This window comes from Nitrospirota bacterium (assembly GCA_026387665.1).
Lineage (GTDB): Bacteria > Nitrospirota > Nitrospiria > Nitrospirales > Nitrospiraceae > Palsa-1315.
Map to the genome: position 1 here is coordinate 107,657 of JAPLLG010000008.1, position 23,453 is coordinate 131,109.

General features: G+C 59.3%; 26 protein-coding genes and 2 tRNA genes. 19 read left to right on the forward strand and 9 right to left on the reverse strand.

Annotated elements, in window-relative coordinates:
• Positions 1–49: 49 nt before the first annotated feature.
• The 4 genes from NT179_07880 (at position 50) to NT179_07895 (ending at position 1,859) form a co-directional block, all read left to right on the forward strand.
• Positions 50–367, forward strand: a complete 318-nt coding sequence (locus NT179_07880; GenBank protein ID MCX5721931.1) for a DUF4258 domain-containing protein — start codon at positions 50–52, stop codon at positions 365–367.
• Positions 368–370: 3 nt separating this feature from the next.
• Entirely contained in the window at positions 371–601 is a 231-nt protein-coding gene (locus NT179_07885; protein MCX5721932.1) for a YgiT-type zinc finger protein, read from the forward strand.
• Between the two features lie 500 nt (positions 602–1,101).
• Positions 1,102–1,419, forward strand: a complete 318-nt coding sequence (locus NT179_07890; GenBank protein MCX5721933.1) for a hypothetical protein — start codon at positions 1,102–1,104, stop codon at positions 1,417–1,419.
• A gap of 32 nt (positions 1,420–1,451) precedes the next feature.
• Positions 1,452–1,859, forward strand: a complete 408-nt coding sequence (locus NT179_07895; protein MCX5721934.1) for a hypothetical protein — start codon at positions 1,452–1,454, stop codon at positions 1,857–1,859.
• Between the two features lie 388 nt (positions 1,860–2,247).
• Here NT179_07895 and NT179_07900 read toward each other — a convergent pair whose 3' ends face one another.
• The 5 genes from NT179_07900 to NT179_07920 form a co-directional block, all read right to left on the reverse strand.
• Positions 2,248–2,610 carry a PilZ domain-containing protein gene (locus tag NT179_07900; GenBank protein ID MCX5721935.1) on the reverse strand — a complete coding sequence of 121 codons (363 nt, stop codon included), beginning with the start codon at positions 2,608–2,610 and terminating at the stop codon, positions 2,248–2,250.
• Between the two features lie 373 nt (positions 2,611–2,983).
• The gene (locus NT179_07905; protein MCX5721936.1) at positions 2,984–3,436 is read right to left on the reverse strand and encodes a hypothetical protein; all 453 of its coding nucleotides are present in this window, start codon (positions 3,434–3,436) and stop codon (positions 2,984–2,986) included.
• 304 nt (positions 3,437–3,740) lie between these two features.
• Complete coding sequence (locus NT179_07910; protein MCX5721937.1) at positions 3,741–4,175, reverse strand: hypothetical protein; 435 nt, start codon at positions 4,173–4,175, stop codon at positions 3,741–3,743.
• Between the two features lie 81 nt (positions 4,176–4,256).
• Complete coding sequence (locus NT179_07915) at positions 4,257–4,937, reverse strand: NlpC/P60 family protein (GenBank protein MCX5721938.1); 681 nt, start codon at positions 4,935–4,937, stop codon at positions 4,257–4,259.
• A 50-nt stretch (positions 4,938–4,987) separates the two neighbouring features.
• Positions 4,988–5,923, reverse strand: coding sequence for an SUMF1/EgtB/PvdO family nonheme iron enzyme (locus NT179_07920; GenBank protein ID MCX5721939.1), 936 nt, complete (start codon positions 5,921–5,923; stop codon positions 4,988–4,990).
• Positions 5,924–6,029: 106 nt separating this feature from the next.
• On the opposite strand from NT179_07920, the gene NT179_07925 reads away from it, so the two are divergent.
• The gene (locus NT179_07925) at positions 6,030–6,719 is read left to right on the forward strand and encodes a hypothetical protein (GenBank protein MCX5721940.1); all 690 of its coding nucleotides are present in this window, start codon (positions 6,030–6,032) and stop codon (positions 6,717–6,719) included.
• Between the two features lie 25 nt (positions 6,720–6,744).
• On the forward strand, positions 6,745–7,386 hold the full coding sequence (locus NT179_07930; protein MCX5721941.1) for an MBL fold metallo-hydrolase: 642 nt from the start codon (positions 6,745–6,747) through the stop codon (positions 7,384–7,386).
• Between the two features lie 187 nt (positions 7,387–7,573).
• On the opposite strand, the gene NT179_07935 is transcribed toward NT179_07930, so the two are convergent.
• Genes NT179_07935 through NT179_07950 form a run of 4 tightly spaced genes read right to left on the reverse strand, consistent with a single transcriptional unit; the run spans position 7,574 to position 11,675 of the window.
• Positions 7,574–7,948 (reverse strand): hypothetical protein, encoded by a 375-nt coding sequence (locus NT179_07935; protein ID MCX5721942.1) that lies wholly within the window; start codon positions 7,946–7,948, stop codon positions 7,574–7,576.
• A gap of 4 nt (positions 7,949–7,952) precedes the next feature.
• Positions 7,953–8,942: a tryptophan--tRNA ligase gene (gene trpS / locus NT179_07940; protein MCX5721943.1), complete on the reverse strand. Its 990-nt coding sequence runs from the start codon at positions 8,940–8,942 to the stop codon at positions 7,953–7,955.
• Positions 8,939–9,682, reverse strand: a complete 744-nt coding sequence (locus NT179_07945) for a site-2 protease family protein (GenBank protein ID MCX5721944.1) — start codon at positions 9,680–9,682, stop codon at positions 8,939–8,941. Before NT179_07945 ends, trpS begins: the two co-directional genes overlap by 4 nt.
• 13 nt (positions 9,683–9,695) lie before the next feature.
• Positions 9,696–11,675 (reverse strand): penicillin-binding protein activator, encoded by a 1,980-nt coding sequence (locus NT179_07950; GenBank protein ID MCX5721945.1) that lies wholly within the window; start codon positions 11,673–11,675, stop codon positions 9,696–9,698.
• A gap of 126 nt (positions 11,676–11,801) precedes the next feature.
• On the opposite strand from NT179_07950, the gene xerD reads away from it, so the two are divergent.
• The 13 genes from xerD to mtnP all read left to right on the forward strand — a co-directional run bounded on the left by xerD (position 11,802) and on the right by mtnP (position 23,453).
• Complete coding sequence (gene xerD / locus NT179_07955; protein ID MCX5721946.1) at positions 11,802–12,719, forward strand: site-specific tyrosine recombinase XerD; 918 nt, start codon at positions 11,802–11,804, stop codon at positions 12,717–12,719.
• A gap of 115 nt (positions 12,720–12,834) precedes the next feature.
• Positions 12,835–12,910: transfer RNA gene (locus tag NT179_07960), tRNA-Val, on the forward strand.
• Between the two features lie 119 nt (positions 12,911–13,029).
• Positions 13,030–13,106: transfer RNA gene (locus NT179_07965), tRNA-Asp, on the forward strand.
• 72 nt (positions 13,107–13,178) lie between these two features.
• Positions 13,179–13,874, forward strand: coding sequence for a MotA/TolQ/ExbB proton channel family protein (locus tag NT179_07970; GenBank protein MCX5721947.1), 696 nt, complete (start codon positions 13,179–13,181; stop codon positions 13,872–13,874).
• The gene (locus NT179_07975; GenBank protein ID MCX5721948.1) at positions 13,871–14,323 is read left to right on the forward strand and encodes a biopolymer transporter ExbD; all 453 of its coding nucleotides are present in this window, start codon (positions 13,871–13,873) and stop codon (positions 14,321–14,323) included. The genes NT179_07970 and NT179_07975 overlap by 4 nt, the downstream gene beginning before the upstream one ends.
• Positions 14,324–14,351: 28 nt before the next feature.
• Positions 14,352–15,359, forward strand: coding sequence for a TonB family protein (locus tag NT179_07980; protein ID MCX5721949.1), 1,008 nt, complete (start codon positions 14,352–14,354; stop codon positions 15,357–15,359).
• Entirely contained in the window at positions 15,356–16,696 is a 1,341-nt protein-coding gene (gene tolB / locus NT179_07985) for a Tol-Pal system beta propeller repeat protein TolB (GenBank protein MCX5721950.1), read from the forward strand. Before NT179_07980 ends, tolB begins: the two co-directional genes overlap by 4 nt.
• A 79-nt stretch (positions 16,697–16,775) precedes the next feature.
• A complete protein-coding gene (pal, locus tag NT179_07990) occupies positions 16,776–17,441 on the forward strand; it encodes a peptidoglycan-associated lipoprotein Pal (protein MCX5721951.1) in 666 nt (221 codons plus the stop codon).
• Positions 17,442–17,477: 36 nt separating this feature from the next.
• On the forward strand, positions 17,478–18,857 hold the full coding sequence (gene ybgF, locus NT179_07995) for a tol-pal system protein YbgF (protein MCX5721952.1): 1,380 nt from the start codon (positions 17,478–17,480) through the stop codon (positions 18,855–18,857).
• An 11-nt stretch (positions 18,858–18,868) separates the two neighbouring features.
• Positions 18,869–19,657: a tol-pal system protein YbgF gene (ybgF, locus tag NT179_08000; protein MCX5721953.1), complete on the forward strand. Its 789-nt coding sequence runs from the start codon at positions 18,869–18,871 to the stop codon at positions 19,655–19,657.
• Between the two features lie 66 nt (positions 19,658–19,723).
• Entirely contained in the window at positions 19,724–21,556 is a 1,833-nt protein-coding gene (mutL, locus tag NT179_08005) for a DNA mismatch repair endonuclease MutL (protein MCX5721954.1), read from the forward strand.
• Positions 21,553–22,557, forward strand: coding sequence for a tRNA (adenosine(37)-N6)-dimethylallyltransferase MiaA (miaA, locus tag NT179_08010; GenBank protein ID MCX5721955.1), 1,005 nt, complete (start codon positions 21,553–21,555; stop codon positions 22,555–22,557). Before mutL ends, miaA begins: the two co-directional genes overlap by 4 nt.
• Before the next feature lie 17 nt (positions 22,558–22,574).
• The gene (mtnP, locus tag NT179_08015; protein ID MCX5721956.1) at positions 22,575–23,453 is read left to right on the forward strand and encodes an S-methyl-5'-thioadenosine phosphorylase; all 879 of its coding nucleotides are present in this window, start codon (positions 22,575–22,577) and stop codon (positions 23,451–23,453) included.

The window sequence follows — 23,453 nt, forward strand, 5'->3', positions numbered from 1 at the left end:
CGACACGGGTGGCGTCGCGTGAGATCCTGAGTCGCTCCAGAGCAATCGTATGGCAGCGAACATTCTAGAGCGAGTGCGAGCCGCAGGCCGAAAACGGCTGTTGTACCTTCCTCATGCAATTCGACAGATGTCTCGATCAGACAGGATGATCGCGCCGGAAGAAGTGCAAACGGTTGCCATTACCGGTCGATTAGTAGAAGATTATCCCGATGATCCTCGCGGCCATAGTTGCCTGCTTGTTGGCCCTGGAGATGGGGGTCGTCCGATTCATATCGTCGTGGCGCCGAAGGATGACTATCTCGCTGTCGTCACAGCCTATGTGCCTGATCCAACGCAATGGTCGCCGGATTTCTTGAGGAGGGCGTAAGCGATGGAATGTCTCCATTGTAAGGGGCGGATGGAGCGGAAGACGGCTCCCTTCAGTTTGGATCGGAAGGGGTACCATGTGTCCTGGGATGCCATCCCGGCGTGGGTGTGTCTGCAATGTGGCGAGCCATATTTTGAGGCCAAAGAAGTGGAGCTGATTCAGAAAGCGCTCACCGCGTTGGAGCGCGAAGGCGCAGCGCTAGTTGGCGCGGGGCCTCCAGCAGTGAAGTCGTAAGTAGGGTCTCGTTCATCGTCTGGGCCACCGCCGAAGGGCGCAAGATGGCGGCGGGGATCGATCAGTATCTGCGCGCGAACCGGTCAGTTATCCCGTTCAATTCTAGTAGATGCCATACCTCGTCGCTCCCTTGCCTCTCGGAGCGACCCTTCCGGACTCATCCGAACAGAAGTCTTCTGGAATTCCTTCGGCTGCGGTCATATGCGGGTCCTGTCACGGCGAACAGCCCCACCGTGCTCGCACCCCGCCCGGTGTAGGGACCCCGCTCCGCGCGGTGGGGCGCCCAGTTCGCCGCGCCACCCGCATATGATCGCAGTGCTTCAGTCATTTCCAGCTTTCCTTCTCAGCCAAGCCTCGGTGGGACCCTGCTTCTTCGGCAAAGTCAGCGAGGAGCCCTGGCGCGCGTGAGCATTTGTCCTCCTCGTCTGGTTGACACAATGTCGTGTGAAAAGTACGCTGTCTCCATTTCCGGTCCTGTTCTTTATTATGGGGCGTACTGAGTGCAACTCACCAGAGAGCAGCGTGAGCAGCTTGTCTTTAAGAGCTTTGCGGAGACGTGTGGTCTTCTCCCATGTGGAACCTTCAGTAGCAGGCCCATTCCCGAGCCAGATATCCTCTTCATTCCAGATAATGGCTCTCCTCAAGCATTTGAGCTTGTCGAGATCATCGATAACGACTTTTCCCGCTCAATCGGAGCCCAGCTAAGTACCAAGAACGCCTGCCAAGAGCATCTCGATGTTCTTCCGGATGATCAGGCCGCCGCTTTCCGGGGGCTCTACTCCGATGCGGACATTTCATCGGCTTCCGGGATTCCCTGACCCTGCGGCAACGAAAGAATTCACTAGCTCAAGTGTTTGAACAACTAATGGGACTGCCTGCTGGGTTTGTTGGCGAAGTATTTGCTGATGGAGGACCACTTTATGATGTCATAGATCGCATCGCGATCTATCGGGGACAGTTCATCGGACCACTCTTTGACGTCCCGTCAGTCGTGAGAGTTGGTGATCCAACCGTAAATGCGATTGCTAGCAAGATGGCGAAGGTGTATCAGCCGAAGGGAACACTGAGCTTGCTGGCCTACATTGCTATGAACCCAATGTTTCCCGATGAAATCTGGCTCTCGGACCTTGACGAATATTTACTAACTCTCAACTTAGACTGCCAGTTTCAAAATATCTATATCTATGACGGTAGGTCGAAAAGCGTCAAGCGTACTTGGCATCGAGAGAACAAGAAAATGAACGGGGATTCTTTTTGATAAAAAGAACAATACTCCCTTCGGTCGAGCCCGTTCGGACGTTCTGGTTACGGACAGGGTTTCTGTCGGGGATAGGATTAAATGCAAAGTGTGGGGTCGCTGCTTAACTTTGCAGCTTGTTGAGCAGCGAAAACAAAGTAACCAGGCTTCTGTATCTCTCGTGGAGACAGGAAAATGTACTGGGAGTCTTTTCTAACCTAATTCGCTTTCTCTGCCTATCGACATCTACTCTGAGCGCTGGCATGCTGCCGCGCGACCCCACTGGAAGAACTGGGACCCACCGAGGCTTGGCTGAGAAGGAAAGCTGAAACTGACTTCGGCTCGCGCCTTTCCCTCATACCTCGCGTTTCACGTTTCACGAGATACGGGCGTTTCGCCGTGGGAAGGATTACGCGCTGATGGCGGTTAACGTCGAGGTTGCGTAGTCAGGCTGGGCCGGCATGTCCGCCGGTGGCACGATCCCGACAAGATCTGTGACTCGTTCGCGGTCGCCTTGACTGTACCGAATAAATTCTATTCCAACATGGCCGTCCTTGGACCAGCGAACCACCGAGACTTCTACTGCCAGAGGAGTCCGCTCCTGAGCTACGGCAATCTGTAGCGCGAGATAGGTCCCCGTGTTCAACGCGACATCGCTGCGCATCTTGCAACCAGTTGGGGAGAGGTCGAGCACGACCCCTTCTCCGGCGCCGGTATCGCTTTGGATGCTGGCAGAGTAGCCGACGGGAACTCGAAGACATCGTGGTTGCATTGTCAGGTCTCCTGTGATTGGCACTAAGGGTGTATCGGTAGATATGTGGGAAACTTAACTGGCAGGCTGTTGACAAGGGCTGCCAGGGGCGTTCTCGCGGCGCTCAGAGGCTCAACGTACGGCGAGAGTACGACTCGCCTCTTCGCTTGCTGCTGCCTCGAATGAGCGTGGCAAGAGGGAGACCTGGCTGCTAGGCATTTTTTGCCGAGAAAGACGGGGGCGGCTAGGGGGCGCAGGAGGCAGCTGTTACAGGATGCTCAAAAAGGCCGTCCAGCAAGGCCGCAGCGAGTGAAGCACCGAGGCGTACCCTTTAGGATACGTTGAGGGACTGAACGATGCGAGAGCGACGCTGGCGGACTTTTTCAGCATTCTGCTAGGCGAGGAGTCTGGAGGACTCTGCTGCGGCTTTAGTCAGGAGCTTCTTGACGGCAACGTGAGAGAAAATGACATCGGGATCCCGCTGAAGGGCTTCGTAGTAACTCCGTTTAAACCCGTCTCCTTCCTCCGAAGGGCGAATGAGGGATCGGACTTCTATCAGGAAATGCTCGACTTCTACCGGCGACAGGTCGAGCTCGCTCTCCAGGAGGTCATCAATCGAGATCACCAGTTGCGAGATGGGGTGCAGCCAGGTGAACCAGGGATCGTTCAGGACTAGTTGTAGGAGTTGGCCGGTTGACTCAACGCGGCCATTGATACGTTCATAGGTCACCTGTTCTGCCAAAATGAGGGACTTATGGAGCCCCAGGAGGCCGCCCCGCACGTCGAGGATTTTTTCGCGGAGGACGCAGGATTCCCTGGTCGAAGTTCTGTGCGATACAGCTGCCATAAGACACCTTTATTCGATCATTGGGGGAACCTGCGACCTCGGGCACTCAGTCGGGAGGTCGATGCCTGCCTTGTTAGTGTGACTATCGGTCGATTCAGTCCCGTCCTGTAGCAGGATGCTGAAAAAGTCCTCCAGCGGCGTTCTCGCTTCACGAAGAGGCTCAACGTACCACAAGGGTACGCCTCGGTGCTTCACTCGCTGCGGCCTTGCTGGACGGCTTTTTTGAGCATCCTGTAGTTGTTCAGCAGCCTGCTAAGGAGCAGGAATGGAATGTGGAAGGGCTGAGTGGCTTGTGTGGGAAGAGTTAGGCTGCTTTTGCCAGCAGAATGCGTGTGATCTGAAAGTGGGCGAGCACGGCATCGGGGGTTCGCTGGAGGGCCTCGTAGTAGGCGCGCTCGAATCTGTCGCCCTCAACTGAGGGGCGGGTCACGCTGCGCACAGCCGTCACAAGATGTTCGAGGGTTTCCTGGGTGAGGTCACACGCGTCGTCGCCCAGGAGTTGATCGATCCTGACTAATAGATCCAGGACGGGGCAGAGCCAGGTGAACCAGGAATCGTGGAGCACCAAATGGAGGAGCTCGTCCGGCGATTCGACGCGGCCGTGGATGCGTTCGTAGGTGAGTTGCTCCGCCGTAATCAACGCGCTATAGAGCGACAGGAGCCTCTCGCGCATCTCCAGCAGCGTGCAGCGCAGAGGGTTGTCTTGGACTGGCGGAGTCGAGGGTGACGATGGTGCCATAGAGTTAGTGTAGCAGAGCTTTCGCAGAATGGAGTCGCTGCCACGACGCGAGGAAGCCGGTGCGGACGATGCCGTCTCTTCTTAGCGCCCGATTCGAGTGGCGAACTGGGCAAAAAGTTCCCCCGTGAGGTAGCCGGTGTTGGCTGGGTCGATGGCGTCCTTGCGGCGGAGGTAGTCGTTGAGGATTTTGCCGTCGGCGGTTTTATGGACGTGCGGGAGGGCGAGGTTCATGCGGTAGCGCTCGACCGCGCCGGCCACGCGGCTGATAAAGAGGATGGTGCCATCGGGCTCTTGCCATTCGACGATCCCGACGTGCGTCAGCGGATCGTTCACCTTGCCATCCCCGTTATAGTCCCAGGTGTTATTGAAGAAGACGAGATCGCCTGGGTGGACGACCGGCCCTCGATGGAGGGTGCCGTACTGACGCACATGGGCATCGATGAGCCGGACTCCATTGGCGTTGGGATCGCGCGCGCTACTGTCGTAGAGATCGATGCCGTGCTTTAGGAAGATGGCGCGGGTGACGCCGGCGCAGTCGTAGGCGATCGGGCGGCCGTTGACCTCAAGGGTGCTGGCTCCGATGAGTTGGGTGGCGGTGCGGACGATGGCGGCTCGATGGGGGCTGGCGTCTTCCCTCTGGCAACAGGCCTGGCGGTCGGTGGAGATTGTCTGGCTTCCGGCACAGCCGGTTACGGTGATCGCTGCGATCAGAAGAATCAGGCGAGATCTCGTGGCTCGTCTGGCGGTTGTGTCAGCGCGCATGGGGCTGTGAGTATCGGCCATCATGAATGTGCCGTAGCTTAAGCAACGGGCTATTTTACAACGGTCGGTGTTTCTTCTTGAACGGTCGATTGCGCGCAGCGAAATCCGATGGCGGGGGACCGTTGATCCGGCGCTGACCCGCCACGGGTCGCGGTTCGGAGCATGATCTGGTTGCTTTTCCAGGAGCCGCCGCGGACGCTCTTGTAGCGCCCGCTGGTCGGGCCAGGCGGATTGCGCTCCGGCATATAGGCGTAGTAGTCGAACCCGAACCAGTCTTGCACCCATTCGGCGACGTTTCCCGCTGTATGGTGGAGGCCATAGGGGCTCTTGCCTGCGTCATGCGAATCCACCGCCGCGAGAATGGGGATTTCATGCATGTGGTGCTGCCCGAACATGGCGAGGGTTTGGTCGGGATCCGCTTTCCCCCAGGGAAAGAGTCCGCCGTCCGGTCCTCTCGCCGCTTTCTCCCACTCCGCTTCCGTCGGAAGCCGTTTGTGCTTTGCCGCGCAGAGATCTTTCGCTTCGGTCCAGGTGACATAGAGGGCGGGCCACCGGCTGAGAGTCTGGTCCGAGACGGAATGGATCGTGATGACGTGCCAGATGAGTTTTTGCAGCTCGTCCGACGGATGGAGCTTCTGCTGTTGCAGGAAAGCCAGATATTCCCCGAGGCTCACTTCGTCGCGATCGATCTCGTAGCGGTCCAGCCAGACGCGATGTTGCGGCAGCTCCGTATTGTCGAACTGGGTCCAGTTTCCATAGGGGTCGTCATCCACTCGCTTGCTGCCGAGCAGGAACGGACCGGCTGGGATTGTGACGATTGGCGAGGCCTGAGCCAGTGCTGCGATTCCGGCCAAATGGCGGGCCAGTTCCGGCGATGACTTGGCCCCGGCCATCACGTCTTGCGGCCCTCCCATGACGATGAGGAGCAAGAGCGCGCTCGCTCCGATCCACTCGGGCCATTGATTCGGCTGAGTCTTATCCCGCACGCACGTCCCTCCATCCGATGTTCTCGATTATCCACGCTTCGTTCCAGCTTGTCCACGCCGGGTTCCATGAATTGACCGTGTTGCTGTCCGGCGTTATGCTCGCACCATGATGACTTGTCGTAGGGTTCTGGTCATGGTCCTATCGCTGGTGACGGGGTTGTTCTGTCTGTCTGGGGCGATAGCCGGGTCGGATCAGAACGGCGCGGTCATTCCCGCCGAAGATTACGCGCTTTATGACCAGGTGGTGACGAGCAAGTTCCTGACGTCGGCGGCTCGGCTCGTCGTCATCGAACGAATGACGAGGTTTCGTCTCGCTCCGGATCAGGAAGAATCGCCGACGGTCGAAAACTTTCGTGAAGGGGGCTATTTCGGCGACGAACTGTCATTGGAGCTGATCCGGGGATTTATCCTGCTCAATCGGCAGCCGAGCCGGCTTGCAGGGCGATTTCATTTCGGTGTCGGCTACCGGTTCGCCACGGGGGATACGATTGAAGAACCGGAAGTGTCCCTGGCTCGTCCGGTCACGGTGGCCTATGGGAGGTCGGTTCAAGCACCCTCAGTTCTGGAGCGCCTGGCCTTTTCTCGCGTGGCGCGAAGTCCTCGTAACGATCAGGCCCTGCTCTATGTCGAAATCCTTCGTCCTGATGGGACTGGCGCGGGTTTTCTATTCTGGTTTGTTCGCCGGGGACGAGAATGGACGATCCTTGATACGGAAGTCGTCTGGGCCATCCAAGCTCCGGAAGAAGAGAAGGAGCTTGCAGGACCGGAGGAAGAGGCTCCGCTCCTTGCGCCGTGAGGGGCCAGGACTGTAGCATGCGGGCATGATGCCACGGATGATCCGCAAAACATTTTCCGTCCCGCCCCTCGGCTGCAATTGCTCGATCATCGGAGACCCTGTGACGAAACAGGCGATCGTGGTCGATCCGGGCGGCGCGCCGGAGCGGATTTTGCGCGAGGTGCAGCAGCTCGGTCTGACGGTCACGCATATTCTCCATACCCACGCCCATCTCGACCATTTTCTGGCATCAGGTGACATGAAGCAGGCGACAGGGGCGACCCTGTGCTTGCATCACGATGACTTGGACCTCTGGAAGATGCTGGAGGTGCAATGTGAGCTCTTCGGCGTCGCCTATGTGCCGGTGCCGCTGCCGGACTATTGGTTGAAGGATGAGGAGAAGCTGCTGATCGGGCAAGTCTCGGTGGTCGCGCTCCACACGCCCGGTCACACACGAGGGTCGATGAGCTTTCATTTCCCCGGCGACAAATTAGTCTTGGCCGGTGACACGCTTTTTCGCGGCAGCATCGGGCGCACGGATCTCTGGGGCGGAGATTTCGATACGATCGAGCAATCCATTCGCGAGCGGCTCTATAGTCTGGACGATGCCACGATCGTCGTGACCGGGCATGGACCGGAGACAGAGATCGGGATAGAAAAAGAAACGAATCAGTTTGTCCGTCTTTAGTAGAACGCTGAAAAAGCCTGCCAGCTTCGTTCTCGGCTCATCGAAATCCTCAACGTGCCCCTGAGGGCACGCCTTCGGTTTCGACTCGCCTGCGGCCTCGCCGGACAGTCTTTTTGAGCGTTCTACGGGAGAGCGTTTCTTGTTGGGCCGCATCTGCGGCTCGCCGAAGGCGAGAGACTTGTGAGGGCTATTCTTTTTCCATCCTGGCGCGGAGTCGTTCGAGGCGTTTCTGGGTGGACTGTTTGATGAAGGTCATGTTTTCGGAGAGATGTTGCTCTGCGTTGATTTTGCCTTCTTCTCGCCGTTTCAGTTGGGCCAGCCCGAACTGTGAGATCGAGGGGCCGTCTTCCTGGTTCAGTTCTTTCCAGACTGCGGCGCATTTGGTCTGTTTGGCCGGGGGATATTTGTCGCAAGGGGGATCGCCCGCCCAGGCTGTGTCCCAACTCACTCCCAGTAGAATCGCGACCAGCGCCACTATTCTCATCGTCTGTTCCTTCACGGCATAATCGGCGTTTCGTCTCTTGCCTTGTAGCTGATCGGCGCCAGCGGACTGTTTCAGCATCCTGCTAGATCTTCATCGCTTCGGTAACATCGTGCAGCGTCGCCTTGGCGACTTCGCTGGCCTTGCGGCTGCCTTCTTGTACGATGTCCTGCAAATACGCTGGGTCTTTGCTCAGGATCGCGCGTGCGTCCCACATCGGCGTCATCCGTTCGACGACCCGGTCTGCCACCAGCTTCTTGCAGTCGATACAGCCGATAGCGGCGCTCCGGCATTCCGTATTGATCTGCTCCTGCACCATCGGCGAGGAAAATATTTTATGGAAATCGTAGACCGGACAGAGGTCCGGATTGCCCGGGTCGTGGCGCCGGACTCTGGCCGGGTCTGTGACCATCGTTTTGAGTTTCTGGCGCACGACCGGTTCGGCGTCTGACAGGTTGATCGTATTGCCGTAGCTCTTGCTCATCTTCCTGCCATCCGTCCCAAGCACTTTCGGGAACTTGGTGAGCTGTTCAACCGGTTCGGGGAACACAGGCTTGTAGAGGCTGTTGAACCGGCGGGCCAGCTCCCGGGTGAGTTCCAGATGCGGCAATTGGTCTTTGCCCACCGGCACGAAATCCGGCTTATAGAGCAGGATGTCCGCGGCCTGGAGGACCGGGTAGCCCAGAAATCCGTACGTGGTCATGTCGCGATCCTTAATCTCTTCCTGCTTCTCTTTGTAGGTCGGGTTTCGTTCCAGCCAGGAGACCGGCGTCATCATCGAGAGCAGGAGATGCAGGACGGCATGTTCCGGGATGCGCGACTGGACGAACACCGTGGCTTTCGCCGGGTCGATGCCGGCGGCCAGCCAGTCGATCAAGAGTTCGTGAACGAACTCACGGATGCGGCTGGTGTCGGCATAGTTCGACGAGAGCGCATGCCAATCCGCGATGAAGAAGTAACACTCGTATTCGTTCTGTAGGCTTTTCCAATTCTCTAATGCGCCGAGATAGTTGCCGAGATGGAGCAGCCCGCTCGGCTGCATGCCGCTGAGGACTCGTTTTCTGGGTGTGGTCATGGTGTGTTTCCTGTTCCGAGACCGATGGCAGTGGAGAGAATCGTATTGGACAGACTATGGGTCAAGGTGCTGGTGATCGTATGGATAATGTGGATCTGCGGATCGAAAATGATCAGCCCTATCAGGACGAACATGCCGTAGGGCTCCACGCGCATGAGCACCTGTGCCGCGGCGGGGGGGAGCAGGCTCGTGAGAATCCTGCCTCCGTCCAGCGGGGGAAGAGGGAGCAGGTTGAACAGCATCAAGAGCACGTTAATCAAGACGGAGTAGACGGCCATCACGGCGATCGGCAGCAGGAGCTTCGTGCTCCAGGTATCCGGGATGGCGCTGTCCGCCGGTCCGGACCAGTAGCTTCCAATCGCCGGTTCGATGGACAGGAGGAGCGTGAAGAGGAGGGCGCTGCCGATGGCCAACGCGAGATTCATGGCAGGCCCCGCTGCTGCGACGAGCGCCATGTCGCGGCGGGGTTGATGCATGGCGCGCGGGTCGATCGGGACCGGCTTGGCCCAGCCGAGAAAGAATCCGCCCGGCATCGCCAGGCAGAGCAGCGGCAGGATAATGGTCCCGAAGGGATCGATATGCGCCAGGGGGTTCATGGTGAGGCGGCCTTGGAGCTTGGCGGTCGCATCGCCGCAACGATAGGCGACCCAGCCATGGGCATATTCATGGAGCACCATCGCGAAGAGGAGCGGGAGCCCCATATAGGAGATGGTATGCAGAATCTGTGGGAGGGAGTTCATGGGGTCGGCTTTCTCAATTGATCTGGAGGAATCGGCCTCGTTTGATTTGCAGGAGGAAGAGCGGCCGATTCAAGGTTCCGTCCGGTCCGAAGGACGCCGGCCCTGCGAGCGGCGAAAGGTCCGGCTGGGTCATGAACTGGTCGCGGACGGCTTCGCCGGAGGACGCGCCTTTTTTCGCCGCATCGATCACCAGCTTTGCGGCGTCATAGCCCTGCATGGCGAAGAGGGTTGGGCTGGTCTGGAATCGTTTCTTGTAGCGGTCGACAAAGTCCTGCACCGAAGGATTGGGGCTATCCACAAAGAAGCCATCGACGAACACGGCTCCGTCGATCGATGAATCGGCTGTGCGGGCGAAGTCCGTCGAGTTCCATCCGTTTGCGCCGAGAAATGGCACTTTCATGTCATGGAAATTGAGCTGCGCCGTGATGAGGCCTGCGTCGGCGGCGCGACCGGGAATGAAGATCGCATCGAAGCCCGGCGTATAGAGGATTTTCCTGTCCATCTTCGTCTGCTTTCCTGCCAGCTTGCTCAGGTCGACCGGTACGGAGAGGCCATAGCGCTTGAGGTCCTCCGCTTTCATATGCTTGAGCTGCGTGCTGACGTCTGGCTCGCCTTCCTTGTAGGACTCGATGGCGATCACTTCCCCTTTGGCTTGGCGCACTTCCTGGGCGAAGAGCCTGGCCAATTCGCGGCCATAGGCGGTGTCGGGATGCAGGATGCAGAACCGGCGGAAGTTCTGTTCCTTCATGGCATAGGTCGCGATGCGCTTGGCTTGGAGCTGATAGGTGAGGGAAGTGCTGAACACATAGGAGCCCAGCCGTCTGACGTTGGGGAGGGTCGCAGCTGGCGTGATCAAGGGGGTATGGGCTCGCCCGGCCAGTTCGGCCATGGCGGGCAAATGTTTCGAGAGGAGCGGGCCGATGACGGCCAGGGGGTGGTCGTTGTTCAAGAGTCCGGAGAAGTCGTCTAAAAATGAGGCGCGGTCGAATTCGAAATCCTTGACGATGAGACCGATGGAGGGAACTCCTCCTCGCTCTCTATGTGTTTCGATAGCTAGTTGCACGCCGTTGAGGGTTTCGGTCGCGAAGGGGGCGAGCTTTCCTGAAAGAGGCAGGACCGTTGCGACGAAGAACTGATGGGATTTCAGCTTGGATTGGAGTGTGGCGAGGAGCTCCAGGGTTTTGGCTGCCTGGGGATGCGCCGGGAAGTTGGCGAGGAACTGTTGAATTTGCCGGACGGCCAGATGTTCTTCGCTCCGCTCGACATAGAAGTCGATGAGGCGGAGGGCTGCGAGGTCGCCGGGAAAACTGCGAGGAAATGTTTCCCGGATGCGCTCAAGGGCTTTCCGGTCCGATGTGTCGCCGAGCAACGTGCGGATACGGGCTCGTGCGTCTTCTGCTTGCGCGTCGGTGCCCAAGGCCATTTCATCCTGCCATGCTTGGATGGCGCGGATGGTGTCGTCTTTCTGTGCGTAGAAGTCCCCGCTCAGACGCAGGGCTTCGCGTTTGATGTTGTCATCTTTTGAGAGGGTGCGGAGACTGGTGAGGAGCGGGAGGGCCAGGTCGAGGTTGCCCATGGCCGCATGGGAACGGGCCTGCAGCAGCTTGCCCCGGTCTGTGACCTCGGAGGCGGGGAACTCCGCCTGCAGTTGCTGCAAGTATTTGAGGGCCTCCCCATATTGTTGGGTGTCATGCAGGGCTGCGCCTAGTAATAAATAAGTGTCGTCAAGGAACTCAGGCTTCGGAGACGTGGCCAGAAAACGACGGAGGAGGGTGACCGCTTCTTCCGCCCGTTCCGCATCCAGTAAACGTTTCGCCTGGGTCAGGACCGGATGGTTCGCTGGGGCCTGGGCGCCCGTTTGTGCATAGACGACGGGAGTGAGCGAGGCCCCCATCGGCCAGAGCAGTCCCCATGTCAGGACGAGCGCCGTGCCCCAGCTTGTCGCGAGGGTCGGTGTGCGAGGGGACAATGCGGGTGATGCCGGGTGGGTCATAGGCTCCTGGCGCTGTGACAGATGGGTGATGCGCCAGTGACTACTATCGGAAACCTTGTGAGGGTGTCAAGGTAACTCCCGCCAGGCTCGTTGTGTTCACCGCAGTGATTGGCTATCATCGCGCCGATGCTGTTGGACCCGCTGGCCGAGCGATATTTGCGCCATCTCCGAGTGGAGGGCGGTCTTGCCGTCAACACGGTCGAGGCCTATCGGCGGGACCTGAGTAAATTCCATGCCTATGTGCAGCGAGCCGGCTCCGTACCGCCCGAACAGGTCACAGCGGAAACGGTAACGGGATTTCTCCGCTCCTTACATGAGGCCAAACTGTCTCGCGCCTCCTCGGTTCGCTGTCTCTCGGCGATTCGTGGGTGGTTCCGGTTTTTATTGCAGGAACGGATGATCGAAGAGAGTCCCGTCGTCGGGCTGCCTTCGATGGCGAAAGGCGTTCGGCTGCCTAAAACGCTGCCGCAGCACGATGTGACCGCCCTATTGGATCTGGCGGCGGTTCCCACCCTTGAAGACTTGCGCGACCGCGCCATGGTGGAATTGCTCTATGCGACGGGGCTGCGTGTCTCGGAGCTGGTGACGGCTGAGGTCTCGCAGGTGAATCTCGAGGTCGGCTATCTCCGGGTCACAGGCAAGGGGTCGAAGCAGCGTCTCGTGCCGATGGGTGAGGGGGCGCGGCAGTTGCTACATCAGTATGTAGAAGAGGCGCGGCCCCGGCTCCTGAAGCAACGGGCCTCCCGGTATCTGTTCGTGTCGCGGCGGGGCGGCCCGTTGACGAGGCAAGCGTTCTGGAAGCTACTGCGGCGCCGCGCGCAGCGAGCGGGCATTACGCAGATCATTTCGCCTCACATGCTCCGCCATTCGTTTGCCACACATCTGCTCGAAGGCGGCGCAGATTTGCGGTCTGTTCAGGTGATGCTGGGCCATGCCAATATTGTGACGACGCAGATTTATACTCATGTTGAGCGGGGACGGTTGAAGCGGGTTCATGACGCCTATTTCCCCAGGGCGGGCCGGAGCCGCGGGAAAAAATCCTAACCGAAACGACGCGATTTACCTGCGTGAGAGCGAAGAAAATGCAAGAAGAGTGCGAGATTCGGTTGACATGGGCCGGTGGACTTGGTAGCATCCGGCCCAGCTTGCTAAGGAAATCGGGCGGATAGCTCAGTTGGCAGAGCGCCACCTTTACACGGTGGATGTCACAGGTTCGATCCCTGTTCCGCCTACCAGGGAAATACTGGGTGAAGGGGACAGGACGGAGAGAATACGAGCAATAAAAACTTCAGACGGGACCAACCGCCAGTTATCGTCTTGTCAGTAAAATCTTCCGCTATACGTTGAGTATCGAGGGGCCGTCGTTCAGCTGGTTAGGACGCCAGATTGTCAATCTGGAGGTCGCGGGTTCAAATCCCGTCGGCCCCGCCATTTTCCCCGTGTTGCTGGAATCCGCAGGCAGGAGGGTGAGTACTTCCGAGAGTCTGGAAAGGTTAGCGCTGCATGTTTCAGACAGGTCTGTCCGGACTGGTCGGCTCGCTTGGCTCGGTCTCCAAAATCGTGCTTCTGCTTCTGTTCGTATTTTCGGTCGTCTCCTGGGCTGTAATCTTTTCCAAATCGCGCGCGTTCCGGGTGGCCGACCGAGAGGATCGGCGCTTCCTCGCGTTGTTGGCCAAAACGAAAGACATCGACGAACTCTACCGGCAAGTCCGACGACTCGAAGGGAGTCCCTGCGCGACCGTATTCGAAGGGGTGATGGAGCGGGTGGGATCTGGCCGTGTCGAGGGGAAGAACGGCGCGGGACCCGTCGATCAGCACATCATCGAGCGAGCGGCCTCCTATCTTGGGCAAAGTCAGCTTTCACGGCTTGAGACCTACCTCCCCTTTCTGGCCACGACGGGCAACATTGCGCCCTTTGTCGGTCTGCTTGGAACCGTGCTGGGCATCATCGACGCGTTTCGTGAGATCGGGACGCAAGGGACCGCCAGTATTTCCGCGGTTGCGCCCGGCGTAGCGGAGGCCCTCGTCGCGACGGCCGCCGGTCTCTTCACCGCCATCCCCGCGGTCATCGCCTACAACTACTTCCTCATCCGGATTCGGAATACGGCCTTCCGGTTGGATTCGGTGACCATTGAGCTTCTGGCCTCTCTCTCGACTACCGCGAAGGCGAAACCAGTTCCGGCCGGAGTCCAAGGATGACCCTGGAATCTCGGCACCGCCGGTTTCTGGCAGAGATCAACGTTATCCCTCTCGTCGATGTGGTCCTCGTGTTGCTGGTGATTTTTATGGTCACCGCGCCAATGCTGTATCGCGGGATGGATATCAAGCTGCCGACCTCCGCGACCAATACGATCAAGCCGGAAATGCGGACTGTATTGACGATCGAAAAAGATCACCGCTTGTATCTCGATAAAGATCCGGTCGGCGTGGCTCAGCTTGAGCAAAAGCTGAAGCTCTTGAAGCAGACGCATCCGGATGTGTCGCTGTACCTCCGGGCGGATCGCGACGTGCCGTATGGTGTCGTGGTGCAAGTCATTGACGGCATTAAAAAAGCCGGGATCGAGAAGATCGGGATGGTAACGGAGCCGGTCGGACCAGAACATGTGGTCGCGCCGCATCTCCCGCACCTCCCGCCACGAAAGAATTAAGGCCACGTGTTTGAGGGGGCTGGTGATTATGGCGTCCCAGGCGACGGTCCAGTCAGGTTTGTGGTTCGACCAGGACGATCAGGCCGGGGTATGGGTTCACCTCAAGCGGACGTTGGTCTGGTCGCTCGCGCTGCATGTGGTGGTGCTCGTGGCGACAGGACTCAGGCTTCCGCAACGGGCTGAACGGCCGTTGACGTCGGTGGAAGTGTCGCTGGTCAGTCTGCCTGCACCAGTGAGGCCAGCTGAGTCGGTCAAGCCAGCCGAGCCGGCGAAGCCGACCGAATCAGCGAAAGTTTCGGATCCGAAACCGGTTCCTGCCCCGTCAGCCAAGCCAGCCGCACAGGCTCCTCCCGTCGCGCCTCCCAAGGGCGGGGTGAAGCGGGATGTATTGCGGGATTTTCAGCTGCCTCCTGATGCGCCGAAGTTCGGGGATTTGAGCCCCGCAAAGTCGGTGGGGCAGCCACAGCAGGCGGCGAAAATGAAGTCGCTCGATATCCCGCGTGTCCCGGATGCGGCGCCAGTCCCGGTTGCGAAGCCGGCGCCACGATCGTCGGTCAGCGACGATCTCAATCGTGAGTTAGAAGAAGAGCTGAAGAAGATCAAGCCGTTTCAGCCTGCAGCCAAGCTGGATCTGCCACGTGAGAACAAGTCCAGTGAGGCGCCGGCCAAGCCGGTGGCTCAGCAGCAGGCGAACGTGTCGGCGCTGAAGACTCCTGAAACGACGCTGAAGACTGCTGGCATGGCCGGGTCCAGTTCCTATTGGGCTCGGGTACAATCAATTATCAGTAGCCAGTGGGAGCCTCCCCCTGTCGATATGGCGGGGCAGACCTACCAGGTCATCGTGAAGTTTCGGCTGCAACGGGATGGGATGATCAAAGATGTGGTGGTTAAGCAGACCTCTGGTAATACCTATTTCGACATGGCGGGGCAGCGCGCTGTGTTGCGGCCGCGAGTGCTCCCGGCTTTTCCTGCCGATATGACGGACGGTTATAAGGATATAGAAATGGTATTTCGAGTCGGAGAACCGGTCGGATGACACAAGTGAAATGGATCAGTTCGGTGGTTGGAGGGCTCCTGCTGGCAGCAGGGGCTTTTGGCATTCTTGAATCGGGCGCGGCGGACGTGTTTCTTGAAGCGACTCGCCCAGATTTCCAAAAGATTTCTCTGGCTGTTGCAGGGATTCAGAACGCGGGAGGTCCCGACTGGTTGGGGGGGCGGATCGAAGAAGTTCTCAAGAAGGATGTGAGGCGCTCCTTGGTTTTCGATCTGGTGGATTTGCCGAGCATGGGGATCAAGGCTCGCGATCTGGGCACAGGGATGGAGAGCGGCGCCAAGGCCGTCTTCAAGCAAGCGGCGGAAAACGGGGTGTCGGTGCTGGTCTGGGGCAAGGCAAGCCTGAAAGAGTCGGGTAAAGAAGCCGACGTGAATATGGAAGGCCTCGTCTATGACAGCGGCAGCGACGAGGTGATCGGGGGGAAACGGTATGCCGGTGCGCCGGCGGTCCTGCGGCTCATGGCGCATCGTTTTGCCGATGAGCTCGTCTTTCGGTATACCGGCGAGCCGGGCATTGCCAGGACCAAGATCGCCTATGTCGCGGAGCATGGGGGCGCCCGCGAGATTTCCGTCATGGATTATGACGGACATGATGCCCGTCAGGTGACGGCCGATGGTTTTCTGAACCTGATGCCGCGCTGGTCTCCGGATCGCCGGTTTCTCGTCTTCACCGCCTATCGCAGCCGGAATACGCAGGACATCGACATGATCGAGCTGGCGACGGGCAAGCGGTGGACGGTGGTGTCCCTGGGGGGGTTGAATATTACGCCGGCCCTGTCGCCCGATGGAAATTTTCTGGCATTTGCCTCCAGCTACGAAGGCAATTCCGAACTCTATCTGTTGGATACCAGAACGAAAGCCCTTCAGCGTTTGACGGTACATCCGTCCGGCGACTTGTCTCCTTCCTGGGCTCCGAATGGACGAGAGCTGACTTTTGTGTCCGACAGGGGAGGCGGGCCGCAGATATTCCTCATGAGCGCGGATGGGTCGAATGTGCGCCGGTTGACGTTCGAGGGGGACTATAATGCAGCGCCGGTCTGGTCGCCGCGCGGCAACTGGATCGCCTATGTGTGCCGGATTCATAAAGAGTATAAGCTGTGCGTGATCTCGCCGGATGGGCAGAAGCGGATGCAGTTGACGACGGGGCTGGGCGTCGATGACTCGCCGTCCTGGTCCCCGGATGGCCGCCATCTGGTGTTCAGTTCGACGGTCGAGGGAAAGAGCCACATCTATATGATCGATGCGGACGGCAAGAATCTCGAGCGGCTGACCTTTGAAGGCACGCGCAATAGCGCGCCCTCCTGGTCTCCGGCATCCTGAGGCTGACCGTGCGATGGTGTGAGTCGAATGCACGAGGGTAACGGTTGAGATGAGTAACTTACAAAGAGGAGAGCGATCCATGAAAAAGACACTGTATATGTACGGTTTGGCGATGATGAGCCTGGCATTGATTGGTCTGGCTGGCTGCGCGTCGAAGTCCGTTCAATCGGGCGGCGATTCGTCTGCTCAAGCTCCGGCGAAGACTGGAAGCGCAGAGAGCGGCGTCACGTCCGGCAGCTTCCCGAGCACCGGGGTTCAGCCGAGTGGCAGCGGGCTTCGGGGTCTCGACAAGAGCCCGTCGGAGGAGCGAGTGGGGAATGGCACGATGCTGGCGAAAGTCGATCCCTCCGCCAGCGCCGCGCGGCAAATGGATGATCTCCGTGCCGAGCAGGCCGCCTCAGCCGCAGCCGGGTTGCGCGATGTGTTTTTCGCCTACGATAGTTGGGCGATTTCCGAGGAGGGACGCCAGGCCTTGACTCGCGATGCCGAGTGGATCAAGTCCAGCTCTAGCGCGCAGATCAAGATCGAGGGGCATTGTGACGAGCGCGGAACCTCCGCCTATAACCTTGTCCTGGGAGAGAAGCGGGCGAAGGCTGTGCGGAACTATTTGGTCGAACTGGGTATTGGCGCCAATCGTCTGTCCGTGGTGTCCTATGGAAAAGAACAGCCGTCCTGCAGTGAACATGCGGAGCCCTGCTACCAGCAGAATCGGCGTGGCCATCTGGTGGTGAAGTCGGGAAAGTAGTCGGGGGCGAGTTGCCTGTGAGGAGTAGCTAGCGTGATGTGGATTGATGGCAAGATGAGCGGAGTCTGGATCTCGCTCTGCGCGGTGCTTACCGCCGGCTGTGTGGCGCAAGAGGCTGATCTCAAACGGACGGAGCGGGATCTTCAGCAGCGCATCAAGCAGTCCAGCGATGAGTCGGCTCAGACTCGCGCGCGGCAGGGCCATGAGATCTCTGCGCTCCGGGAGCAGGAGCTGCCGCAATTGCGTGGCGATGTCGATCGGGCGTTGCATCAGGCGCAGGAGCTCCAAGGGAAGCAGGACGATCTTAAGCAGCAAGCGAAGAAGCTCGAGCAGCTGGCGGCGAAAATAGAGGCGGAGAGCGCCACGCGTTACGCCTGGGCCCAGAAAAATTTCGAGACACAGGAACTGAAAAGTAAAGAAGACCGCGAGCGGTTCATGGCGGACGTGAACAGCCGTCTGGACGATGTGAACCGGCAGACCGAAACGTTGCGGAAAGAGCTGATCGAGGTGGTGCAGAAGACCGGCGGCGCGTTGATGAAGAATGTGGATGCCCGCCTGGAGGAACAGCAAAAGGCGGCGGGAACCAGCCAGATCCGTTCCGAGCAGCTGGCCGAGCAGTTCGCGCAGTTCAGTCGGTCCTTGGCGGAGTTCCGGGATTCATTGACGGGGTTGAACGAACGGCTGAGCCAGGAAGAGCAGGCGGGCAAAGCATCGATGGCCCATCTCAACGAGATGAATAAGTCGGTGACCGGGTATTTGAGCGAAGTGAATAAGAGCCTGACCTCCGTGGCGCAGAAGTTTGCGGCCCGTTTCGACGAGCAGGACCAGCGTTTGGATGCGTTGTCCCGGGCGATCGATCAGGATGCGCATCTGCGTGGAAAGAAGCCGGGGGCGCACCAGCCGGCCACGAAGCCGTCCCATCAATCATCGGTGGAGCCCTTTTCTGAATCCCCGCGGGTCGAGCGGGAGGTTGCACCGACTGAAGCGGCTCCGGCATCCGGCGCGCCGGCCTCATCTCACGTCAGTCAGGGGGTGGCACACCAAGAGAAGCTAGAATATGAGCGATTGCTGACCCTGTTTCGCAGCGGGGATCTGGATGGAGCCAAGGAGGGGTTCGCCGCGTTTTTGCGAAACCATCCGAATTCCGATCTGTCTCCCAACGCGCGTTATTGGCTGGGCGAATCGTATTACGGAAAGAAAGACTATCGGCAGGCGATCGATTCATATGACCGTGTTGAATTGGATTTCCCGAAGAGCGAGAAAGTGCCGGCGGCGCTGTTGAAGAAGGGCTATGCCTATTTGGCGATGAAGGATAAGAAGCGCGCCGCTTCCGCCTTTAAGCAGGTAGTGACCTCGTATCCACGAAGTTCCGAGGCCGGGAAAGCAGCCGATAAATTATCCCAGTTGAAGGAGTGACGAGAACGGTGATGCACAAAACAACAGGCGCCACAGGGTTGGTCGTGCTTACGGCCGGGACCGTGCTGCTGCTCGCCGGATGCGCCACGCATGCGGATTTCGTGGAGCTGCGTGACCAAACAGCGGCGGTGTCGAAGTTTCAAGAGCAAGATCAGAAGCGGCTGGATGCGCTGCAACGGCGCTTGGAGTCGCTGGAGCGGACGAAAGACAGCGACTCCGCGAAGCCGAAGCTCGATCCGAGATTTGATGAATTGTCTGCGCGGATTCAAAAAATAGAGGGCCGGTTGGCCAAACTCGATGAGGCGCCGGCCGTTCCCGCTGCGCCCAAGGGGGAGCCAGCCCCGGGAGAGCCAGCTCGTCCAGCCAAGCCTCAGAAGCCGGCGTCATCCTCGGATACGTCGCCGATGATGCCTGGTGTGCCGTCGCTCACGCCGACGTCGGCGTTCAATCTGGCCTATAACGATTATCTCAACGGGAAATACGATCTCGCCGTGGCGGGATTTCAGCGGTTTGTGAAGGATTTTTCCGGCACGTCGCTCACGCCCAATGCCCATTACTGGCTGGGCGAGTCCTATTATCAGCAGAAAGACTATGCGCGCGCGATGCAGTCGTTCGAATATCTGTCGACGGAGTATCCGGGGAATGAAAAGGTACCGGCGGCGCTGTTTAAATTGAGCCTCGCGGCGGGAGAAACCGGAGACCTGGCCAAATCGAAGAAGTATCTCAAACGGGTCATCGACGAGTTCCCCCTGTCGGATGAGGCGAAGCTGGCCAAAAATAAGCTGGGCGAAATTCGATAGTCAGACGTCCCGCGAGATCGCTCGAGGCGGCGTTCTCCTTATAGTTATCCTCTGGAGTGTCGCGTCATGCCCGCCGCCAGTTGCTCCGCTAAGATCCATGTCCTTCCTGACGATGTGGTCAGCCGTATCGCGGCCGGCGAGGTCGTCGAGCGTCCCGCTGCCGTCGTTAAAGAACTGCTGGAAAACAGTCTCGATGCCGGCGGCCTCCATATTACGGTCGATGTGAAAGATGGCGGCCTGACCCTCATTCGCGTGACGGATGATGGAGAGGGGATCAGCCGCACCGATCTCCCCACGGCCTTTCAACGGCATGCCACCAGCAAGCTTCGATCCGACCGGGACCTGACCTCGGTGACGACGATGGGGTTTCGCGGCGAGGCCCTGCCGAGCATCGCCTCCGTGTCCCATGTGCTGGTGACGACCGCGACCAGGCAGGATCAGGTGGGCGCGCAGCTCACGCTGGTAGGGGGAGCCGGTGGCGCCATTGCGGACGCAGCTGCCGTGCCTGGCACCAAGATCGAAGTCTCCAATCTGTTTTTCAATCAGCCTGCCAGGAAGAAATTTCTCAAGACGACCACAACCGAGTTTTCCCACATCAGTCATGTGGTGCAGCTTGCAGGTCTCGCCTGGCCGTCGGTGCATTTCCGTCTAACCCATAACGGACAGGAGATTCTCAACTATCCGGCCGTGTCGTCTGACCGTGACCGCATTCTCCAAGTGTACCGTCCGGCTTTTCTCGATCGGACCGTAGAGGTGCAGGGCCGAGTCGCGGGCCTGTCGATCCGCGGGGTGATGGTCGATCCGGTCCATGCGCGCTCCTCGAAGACACCACAAGAACTGTTTGTGAACCGGCGTCCCGTTCGCAATGCGACGGTGTTTCACGCGGTCATGGAGGGGTATGGATCGTTTCTTCCCAAGGGGTCTCATCCGACCTTCGTGCTGTTTCTGGAAAGCGATCCGGACCGGCTCGATGTCAACGTCCATCCCACGAAGAAAGAAGTCCGCTTTGCGGAGACGGAAGCGCTGCATCAGTTAGTGCGCCAATCCGTCCGTCATTCCCTCGGTGGGTCCGAGCGAACGTCCGTGCTGGGTCTCGCCTCGGCGGGACAGTCGCAGCCGGCGCCGGAGTTCGCTTCCACGACGGCGCCGCAGGCTGCGCCGTCGCGGGACTCTCATCCTGTAGGATCGATCTCAGGTTTCCGGCAGGACTCCCGGAGCAATGTGCCAGACGCGGCGTCTCTGTCCGGCATCGGAGAGGGGAGCCAGTTGGCCTTCGCCCAGGAGGCTGGCGCGGCTTATCAGTTGGCCGGGAAACCGGACATTGTGCCGCTCGGGCAAATCCTCCGGACCTATCTCGTGGTGCAGGTGGGCGAAGAGCTGCAAGTGATCGATCAACATACGGCGCACGAGCGGGTTCTCTTCCAGCGGCTTTGGCGAGGGTGGCAAAGCCGGGCGATCCCGTCGCAGCCGCTTTTGATTCCTGAGCCGATCGAGCTATCAGTCGCGCAGAGTGCATTGTTGCTCAAACGCCTCGATGATCTGGAAAAGCTCGGTCTCCTGATCGAACCGTTTGGCGCGACGGCTGTTGCCGTTCGCGGTGTGCCGGTCGGGCTCGGCAAGGTAGATGTGGCAGGCTTGGTGCAGGATCTGCTCGACGATTTGACGGAGTGGGACAGCGTGTCATCGTTGGAAATGAAGGTTCAGCCTGTTCTGGCGTCGCTGGCCTGCCATGGAGCGGTGCGCGCCGGGCGGGCCTTGGCGCTGCCGGAGATTCAGCAGCTGACGCAGGATTGGGTCGAAGAAGGGTTGATCATGACCTGCCCGCATGGGCGCCGCACCGCGTTTCGTCTTTCCACGGATGAACTCGCCAAGTTATTCGGCCGGGTCGGATGGACATGATGGCCAATCCAGCGAAGGCGGCCCGCCGTCTCTCCCAGGCACAGGTTCGCTGCAAGCCTGTCGTGGTCGTGGTCGGACCGACCGCTGTGGGCAAGAGCCGTGTCGCGGTCGAGGTGGCGAAAGCGTTCGAGACAGAGGTGCTCACGGCAGATTCCCGGCAGGTCTATCGTGGAATGGATATCGGGACAGATAAGCCGTCCATGGAAGAGCGCCAGGGGATCCCCCATCGGCTGATCGATCTTGCCAATCCTGATGAACTGTTTAATGCGGGCCTGTATCGCCGTCAGGCGGTCGAGGAGATCGAGCGTCTCTATCGAGATAGCCGCCTCCCTTTGGTCGTGGGCGGCACAGGGCTCTATGTGCGAACGCTTCTCAATGGGCTGTGTGACGCGCCGGCTGCCGATCCGGCGATGCGGGAAGCCTTGCGGCAGGAGATGAAGGAGCTGGGGCATGATGCGCTCTATGCGCGGCTCGTGACGGTTGATCCTGTGGCTGCGGCACGGTTGCACCCGCGAGACGAATCGAAAGTGATCCGCGCGCTGGAGGTGCATCAGCTCTCCGGCCGCCGCATGTCAGAGTTTCAGGCCGAGCATGGGTTTGCCGAGCGGCCCTTTGCCGCGTTGATCATCGGCTTGAACCGGGACCGCGACGTGCTCTATCGGCGCATCGAGGAGCGGATCGATTGGCAGCTGGCTCACGGGTTGATCGACGAGACGAAGCAGCTCCTGGCTCAGGGCTATCAGCGCGACGGCGCGGCTATGAAGGGGTTGGGGTATCGGCAGGTGGCCGAGCATGTGGCTGGCGAGTACGATGCGGCTGAAATGGTCCGGCGGTTCAAACGGGATACGAGACATTTTTCTAAGAGACAAATGACCTGGTTTCGAAAGGAACCGGGGATTCAATGGTTGATGATTGACGAATCGGATTCGGTTCAGCGAACGGCGGAGCTGGTGATCGGGCAGGTGGATCAATTTCTCACGATACTTGGGGAGCAGGGATGACACGACAGGGGAAGGCCGTGAAGGCAGACATCGGAATTATTGGCGGCAGCGGGCTCTACGATATCGAGGGGCTCAGGACGGTCAAGGAGATTGCGGTCAAGACTCCATTCGGCGCTCCTTCCGATAAGGTGGTGCTTGGCGAACTGGACGGGATTCGCATTGCCTTTCTCTCGCGGCATGGACGAGGCCATCGGCTCAACCCATCGGAAATCAATTATCGCGCGAATATCTATGCGCTCAAATCGCTGGGGGTGAGGCGGGTGATTTCTGTGAGCGCGGTCGGGAGTATGAAGGAGTCGATCAAGCCGGGGGATGTGGTGCTGCCGGATCAGTTTATCGATCTGACCAAGAAGCGGGTCTCTACTTTTTTTGAGGGAGGGATCGTCGCGCATGTGGCGTTTGGCGATCCGGTCTGCGCGTCGCTCGGGACGGCCTTGTCGGCTGCGGCCAGGGCGGTCGGCGCCGCGGTGCATGAGGGCGGGGTCTATCTCTGCATCGAGGGACCGCAGTTTTCGACCAAAGGGGAGTCGCGCTTGTATCGTCAGTGGGGCGCGAGCGTGATCGGGATGACGAATCTCCCGGAAGCCAAGCTTGCGCGCGAGGCGGAACTCTGTTACTCCACGGTGGCCTTGGTGACGGATTACGATTGCTGGCATGAGACGGAAGAGGCTGTGACCGTCGAGGGCATTTTGACCACGCTTCGTCAGAATGTCACGCTGGCCAAACGATTATTGCGGACGGCGCTGCGCGCGGTGGCCGACGTGACATCATGCAGCTGCCAGCGCGCCTTGCAGGATGCCATTATTACGGCGCCTGATCGGATGCCGGCTCCGCTCAGACGGAAGCTGGCCCTCTTGATGGATCGGGTTGTGCCGGTGAAGAAAGGGAAACGGTAA